Annotated in this window: 5 protein-coding genes; 3 read left to right on the forward strand and 2 right to left on the reverse strand. The window is 68.5% G+C overall.

Annotated features, from left to right (window positions below; genetic code table 11):
• Nucleotides 1-206: 206 nt before the first annotated feature.
• Both VD972_RS20530 and VD972_RS20535 read right to left on the reverse strand, forming a co-directional pair.
• Nucleotides 207-752 carry a hypothetical protein gene (locus VD972_RS20530; RefSeq protein WP_324989541.1) on the reverse strand — a complete coding sequence of 182 codons (546 nt, stop codon included), beginning with the start codon at nucleotides 750-752 and terminating at the stop codon, nucleotides 207-209.
• Between the two features lie 544 nt (nucleotides 753-1,296).
• Entirely contained in the window at nucleotides 1,297-2,259 is a 963-nt protein-coding gene (locus VD972_RS20535) for a fatty acid desaturase family protein (RefSeq protein WP_324989543.1), read from the reverse strand.
• Nucleotides 2,260-2,322: 63 nt separating this feature from the next.
• Between VD972_RS20535 and VD972_RS20540 the strand changes: the two genes are divergently transcribed.
• From VD972_RS20540 to VD972_RS20550, 3 genes are all read left to right on the forward strand, one after another.
• A complete protein-coding gene (locus VD972_RS20540; RefSeq protein WP_324989545.1) occupies nucleotides 2,323-2,955 on the forward strand; it encodes a CDP-archaeol synthase in 633 nt (210 codons plus the stop codon).
• Nucleotides 2,952-5,618, forward strand: a complete 2,667-nt coding sequence (locus VD972_RS20545; protein ID WP_324989547.1) for a PEP/pyruvate-binding domain-containing protein — start codon at nucleotides 2,952-2,954, stop codon at nucleotides 5,616-5,618. The genes VD972_RS20540 and VD972_RS20545 overlap by 4 nt, the downstream gene beginning before the upstream one ends.
• On the forward strand, nucleotides 5,599-5,851 hold a 253-nt coding region (locus tag VD972_RS20550; RefSeq protein ID WP_324989549.1), incomplete at its 3' end, for a hypothetical protein. The genes VD972_RS20545 and VD972_RS20550, both read left to right, overlap by 20 nt.

Below are 5,851 nucleotides of genomic sequence, written 5' to 3' on the forward strand. Positions count from 1 at the left end.
CGCTCTCCAGGCGATCAAGGGACTCCAGCGGACGTCGGGGCCGGGGGTTTTCCATGGGAAGTCTCCGCCCGATTGTGGCAGCAATGCGCAGCGGTCGGGAAGCACCCTGTCCAAAGGAGCCCTGAGAGCGAAGCCAGACAACCCGCGACGGCGACTTCCAGCTGGTGACGCTGCTCAATGGCGCTCGGGCGGTGCGTCACCACATGTCATGCCACCATGATCTGGAGCCCCCTCAGGAGGTGGAGGGCGGAGTCGCGCGGGGGAAGGCCCGCCTGCTGGATCAACACAGCCTCCGGTTCCTCCTGCTCCACGAGGCGCTCCAGCTCGTGGAGCGCCTTGTGACGTGCGTCAAGCACACGCTGGCGCTCCGCGGGAGTGAGCCGCTCCGCCGCCCAGGCATCCACAGCCCAGGCCAGCTCGGCATGGCGCAGTTCGTCCTCGGCAATCCGGCCGAACTCCTCTCGCACCTGCTCGTCCTGCGCCATCCGTGCCTGCCACCCGGCCAACACGGCGCCATAGGTCTCCCGGACACAACCCTCCGTCGCGTTCTCCAGCACCATCGCCTCCAGCGAGCGCGAGGAGAACGGGGCAATCTCCACCTCGGGTACGGAGGCGCCGTGCCGCCGGGCGAGAGCCCCCACGGCGCGCGCGTGGCGGACCTCCTCACCGGCCGAGCGCCGAGCCGCGTGGATCAGCACCCCGGGAGCACCGTAAGCCTTCAGCTCGTCCGCGAGCCGGAGGAAGGCGGGCACAGAAGCCGCCTCCATCCAGGCCATGTGGGCGAAGAGGGTGCCGAGCGGGCAACGTCCTTCTACCCGCGACGCCTGTAGCCCCTCTGGCTTGCGACCGTCCGAGCCATACCTGCACCCCGCCGGTACGGGGAAGTAACAGTGGGTATAGCTGCTCTCGCCCTGACCGCCATCCCCGAAGGTCGTTGGAATTTGATAAACAACGCAGCTATGGCTCTCGGGGTACTTCTGCAGGCACAGTGACATGCAGTTCGCGTTCGTGGGCATTCCGCCATCCGGCAGGGAATCGTAGGTTGGGACGTCCGCGGTGTACGCGTCATACGGTATGCAACCCAGTTCGTCGCTGTCCGAGCACCCCGTGAGCGACAGCGTGGGAACAGTGAACAGCAGGCGAGTGATGGTCCGCCGAAGCAGGCGGTTTCGTGGAAGCGAAGCGTTCTTGCTGCTGGGCATGATGGTCCCGTGGATGACGGTGGTTACTACCAGACCGGCTTCCGACTGCTCCAGAGGTTCCGGTAAGGCTTCGGCGCCTGTCTTGTGGCTGGGCTCAGAGGTCCTCGCCGGTGTCGTTCCGGTTCTGGAACATGAAGCGCTCGGCAGGCATGCGCCGGGCGCGCCGGATCCAGCCCCACCAGTCCACCTCGCCCGGCGGGCGGTACGGGATGCGCCTCAAGTGGTAGCCGGGCACGGACGGGTACAGGTGGTGGAGCTCGTGGGCATCGAAGTGCAGCAGGACGCCCGCCGAGAACCAGGCGGGGAAGCGCAGGGAGCGCGTGAAGACGCCCTGCTCCGGCGCGGCGTAGGGCCGGACCTCCTCGCCGCCGCTCAGCTTCAGCGGAATGTGCGTGTGCTGGCTGAGCAGGATGATGTCCAGGAAGACGAGGCTCAGCAGCAGCCCCAGCCCCACGAGGTGCGCCAGGCGTGCCGGGCCCAGCCACACCAACATGCCTCCGTAGAAGAGCACCAGCACCGCGGCATCCACCGCGAAGGCGACGCGGTGTCTGCGCTCGGGGAACAGCCTCCACAGCCGGGGCATGTGCCAGAAGTTGCTCACGCGGTAGAGCACCGAGAACAGCGGGATCCACCAACGCCAGCTGGTGTTGATGAGCACCCGCTCCACTCGGGCCAGCGGCCTCGGCACGAGTGAGGCGGTGGTGGGATCCCGATCCTGCCAGCCGATCCACTTGTGATGCTGACCGTGCACGGCGGTCCACACCGTGAATGGAATTGCACAGAACACACTGGCGATCCGGCCCACCAGCCCGTGCAGGCGCCGCGTCTGAAAGAGCGTGCGGTGCCCCGCCTCGTGAAGGAGGACGAACCACTGGACCAGCGCGACAGCCAGGAGCAGCTGCCCCAGCAGCCACGGGGCCACTCCTTTAGAGGCTGACAACCAGAGCGCGAGCGCCGTCAGCACCGAGAAGCCCAGGACCACCAGTGCCCCGGTGAAGTCACTCGGCCGCAAGTGCGTCACCTCTCGAGCGCTCGGCGGGCGGCATTCAATCTGCATGAGGGTCCTCCACGAAATCGGATGCGCAACTGCATCCGAGCCACTCCTTGCACGTGAGGGGCCATGCTCTGGCCGTTAACAAGCACTCGAGACCTCAGCCTCCTGGAAGCGATTCCTGAGCTGAATCCGCTGCGCTGCGCGCTCTTCCTCATCCTCGGGTTCATCCTCGCGGGCTCGGCGCAGACGTGGTGGTTCAAGAGCCCGCGCTCCGCCCGGTTCGCCCTCCCACTGGATGGGGGCCGCACCTTCCGAGGCCGCCGGCTCTTCGGTGCGAACAAGACGTGGAAGGGCTTTGTGGTGATGGTGCCCGCCGCGATGCTCGCCTTTGCGCTCCTCGGCGCCACCGTGCGCGCGCTCCCGCCCCTGGGCGAGGGGCTGTGGCCGCTCACCTCGTTGCAGTACGCGCTCCTCGGCGGGTGCGCGGCGCTCGGGTTCATGCTCGGTGAGCTCCCCAACTCGTTCATGAAGCGGCAGCTGGGCATCGCTCCGGGCTCCGCTCCGGCGAGTGCCTGGGGACGCTGGCTGTGCTTCACCATTGATCGGCTCGACTCGATCATCGGGTTGCTCCTGGTCGTGAGCCTGCTGGTGCCGCTGAGCTGGCAGGCCTGGCTCTTCGTGCTTGGCGTGGGCCCGGCCATCCACTGGCTCTTCAACGTCGCCCTGTACGTCCTGGGTGTGAAGGCGAGGCCCGCATGAACGCGCTCTTCCGTCGCTTCGAGGACGCTGAACACTCCGAAGAGGTGGGAGGCAAGGCCCACTCGCTCGGGAGGATGCAGAAGCTCTCCCTCCGGGTACCCGAGGGCTTCATCGTCACCAACACCGCGTTCCAGGCGTTCCTCGCCCAGGACGGGCTCGGTGAACACATCCGTGGGCTCCAGGCTCCACTGCGGCGCGAGGATCTGCCCGCCATCGATGCCGCGGCCCAGGAGATTCAGCGGCTCGTCCTGGAGGCGCCCCTGCCCTCGTCCTTCCGAGAGCAGCTCTCGGCCTGGCGTACAGAGCTGCTGGAGGACCAGGAGCTCATCGTCCGCAGCTCGGCCGTAGGCGAGGACTCCCAGGAGGCCTCCTTCGCGGGACAGCTCGACTCTCACCTGCATGTGCGCACCCCCGAGCAGCTCGAGCGCGCGCTCGCTGGCTGCTGGGCCTCGTACTGGTCCCGCCGATCGCTCGCGTATCAGCTCTCGCGCGGCATTCCGCTGCGGGGCATGGGTGTGGTGGTCCAGCGGCTGGTTCCGTCACGGGTCGCCGGCGTCCTCTTCACGCGAGGGCCCACGGGCCCGCTCGCCGAGGAGATGCTGGCCGAGTACTGCTATGGCCAGGGGGAGGCGCTCGTCTCCGGCCGGCTCAACCCGGGCAGCTTCACCATCTCGCGCGGCGACTACCGGTGGCGCCACCTCGCCGCGCCGGAGCAGGAAGAGGATGACGCGGCGGGCCTGCTCGACACGGCGCGCGTCGCCCAGCTGGGCCGGCAGGGGCTGCTGCTGGAAGAGAAGTTCGGCGGCCCGCAGGACATCGAGTGGACGATCGATGGCGATGGCCACCTCTACTTCGTCCAGGCCCGGCCCATCACCGCGCCGCTGGGGGACATGAAGGCTCCCGCGGCCGAAGCGGGCCCTGCATCGCTCTGGTCCAACGCGAACATCAGCGAGAACTTCCCGGGTCCGGTGACGCCGCTGCTGTACTCGGTGGCGGCCGAGGGTTACCGCTGCTACTTCCGCAACCTGGCCCAGGCGTTTGGCCTCTCGTCGCGTCGACTCGAGCGGATGGAGGCCCCGCTGCGCCACCTCATCGGCGCCCATGGGGCGCGGCTCTACTACAACCTGACGAACATCCATGAGGTCCTCCGAGCGGCTCCGTATGGAGACCTGCTCGCCCGGTACTTCGACCAGTTCGTGGGCGCACCCGCGGCTCCGGATGCTCCCGCAGCCCAGCCCGATGCGTCCCGGCTCACTCATGCCCTGGAGCTGTCGGTCATCGTCTTCAAGACGGGCCGGCTCTACCTGTCGATGGAGGAGCGGCTCCAGGAGTTCGAGCGCACGGTGGACACCTTCTGTGCTGGCGCACACCCACGGCTGCTCCCGGACAAGTCGCTCGCCGCGCTGCGCGAGGACCTGCGCGGGTTCCTCGACATCCGCTTCCACCGCTGGACTCACGCCTCGCTGGCCGATGCCGCCGCGATGGTCTGCTATGGGGCACTCCAGCAGCTCCTGCGCCACGAGTTCCCCGCGCCAGAGCAGGCCGCGCTCCACAACACCCTGCTCAAGGGCCTGTCCGATCTGGCGAGCAGCGCACCCATTGACGCGCTGTGGGTCCTGTCACGCCAGATCCGCCAGAGCCCCGAGCTGCGAGCGCTGTTCTCGACCTTGCCGGGCCGTGAGCTCTCACGGCGGATTCGAGAGGGAGCCTTCCCCGAGTTCCAGGCGGCGCTCGATGACTTCCTGGAGCGCTTCGGCTTCCGTGGCTCCGGCGAGCTGATGCTGACCCTGCCCAGCTTCCAGGAGGATCCCTCCGGGCTGCTCGACATCCTCAAGGGCTACGTGGGACTCGAGGGGGCCTCGCCCGCGGAGCGACTCCGGACGCAGACCGCCGAGCGTGAAGCCATCACCGCTCGAATCCGGAACGAGCTGCGCCAGCGGCGCCTGGTGTCCTTCCTCCCCTTCGCGGACCGCTCCCGGCTCTTCGAGCACCTCCTGACTTGGACTCAGAGGGCAGTGGGCTTCCGCGAGCGGGCGCGGATGAAGCAGGCCCTGCTGTACACGCGGCTGCGGCGGATCTCCCTCACCCTCGGAGAGAAGCTGACCCAGCGGGGCCAGCTCCGAGCGGCGGAGGACATCTTCTTCCTCACCTACCCGGAGATCGACGCGCTGCTGTCGGGAACCGCGATGTTCGCAGGGGGCACGGCCGCGCTGATCGCGCTGCGGCGCGCGCAGCACGCGGAGCTCAGCCAGCTGAGCCCTCCCGACACCTTCACCCTTCGCGAGGGAGAGGCGCTCACGAGCGCCATGACCGAGGCCTCGAACGAAGACTCTTCAGAGGGCGGACCCCTCACGGGCATCGGCACGTGCGGCGGGCAGGTCACCGCGCGCGGCACGGTGATGGAGGACCTCGCGGACTCGCACCTGCTCACCGCTGGCGACATCCTCGTTACTCGCCAGACGGACCCAGGCTGGGCTCCGGTGTTCTTCCTGATCAAGGGCCTGGTGATGGAGCGCGGCGGGATGCTGTCGCACGGCTCGATCCTCGCCCGTGAGTTCGGCCTGCCCTCCGTCGTCGGAGTGAAGGACGCCACGCGGCGGATTCGCCAGGGACAGACGCTCTCGGTGGACGGAGACCTCGGCCATGTCCGCGCTCACGACTGAGGCCCTCGCGTATCTTCGCGAGCGCTACCCGCTCCCGCGCTTCCTGCCGCTGGCGGTCTTCCTGGCAACGGCGGGGCAAGCCGGGGCCTCCTCATGGGAGCCTGGGGGGCTGGCGCGTGGCGTCCTGCTCGCGCTGGGGCTCGTGCTCCAGTTCCGTCTCTGGGATGACCTCGAGAGCCTGCCCGAGGACCGCCTCGAGCACCCCGGCCGTGTCCTCTGCCGGGCCCGCTCTC

The organism is Hyalangium sp., from assembly GCF_035629615.1.
Taxonomy (GTDB): Bacteria; Myxococcota; Myxococcia; order Myxococcales; family Myxococcaceae; genus Hyalangium.

Bases quoted from the DNA above. Each gene is read 5' to 3' on its own strand.
- VD972_RS20535 (WP_324989543.1), bottom strand. From the start codon at position 2,259: ATGCAGATTGAATGCCGCCCGCCGAGCGCTCGAGAGGTGACGCACTTG.
- VD972_RS20540 (WP_324989545.1), top strand. From the start codon at position 2,323: ATGCTCTGGCCGTTAACAAGCACTCGAGACCTCAGCCTCCTGGAAGCG.
- VD972_RS20545 (WP_324989547.1), top strand. From the start codon at position 2,952: ATGAACGCGCTCTTCCGTCGCTTCGAGGACGCTGAACACTCCGAAGAG.